Origin of the sequence: Mesorhizobium sp. M7A.F.Ca.CA.003.01.2.1, from assembly GCF_003998945.1 — a bacterium.
Classification (GTDB): Bacteria; Pseudomonadota; Alphaproteobacteria; order Rhizobiales; family Rhizobiaceae; genus Mesorhizobium; species Mesorhizobium ciceri.
The window spans coordinates 1-463 of sequence record NZ_RZRA01001662.1 but is presented as its reverse complement, the minus strand read 5'-3'; the positions used below and the strand labels follow the sequence as shown (position 1 = coordinate 463).

Below are 463 nucleotides of genomic sequence, written 5' to 3'. Positions count from 1 at the left end.
GCCCGGAACTGCTGCAAGGCGAACATCCGCTGCGCCAGCCCGGGGATCTCCGGCATCACAAGCTGATCCACGACGCCTTTCGCATCGACTGGGCAACATGGCTGCAACAGGCCGGCGTGGACGGCATCGATCCCAAGCGCGGCGTGCGCTTCGATTCCGCCACCTTCGCCGTCGAAGCCGCGGTGCATGGCGAAGGCGTGTTGCTCGGCCGAAGCGCGCTGGTCTCGGCCGACCTCGCTGCGGGGCGGCTGGTTCGTCCCTTCGATCTCGCGCTGAAATCCGCCTCGCGCTACTACGTCGTCTACCGTGACGGCGCGCTGCGCCAGAAAAAGATCAAGGCGTTCCGCGACTGGCTGTTTGCCGAAGTGGCCGCCGACTGGGTCGGTGCGACGAAGGATGGCTGATGCGGCAAGGGTTCAATTTGTGAAAGGCACCTCTTCGAGGTCTAGCCCTGCACTACTCC

The 463-nt window shown here is 65.0% G+C and carries 1 protein-coding gene; it reads left to right on the top strand.

All coding sequences use genetic code 11. The features are described from left to right. Positions 1-404: LysR substrate-binding domain-containing protein (locus tag EN969_RS34820; protein WP_245467698.1), on the top strand; the 404-nt coding region annotated here is incomplete at its 5' end. Positions 405-463: the final 59 nt, after the last annotated feature.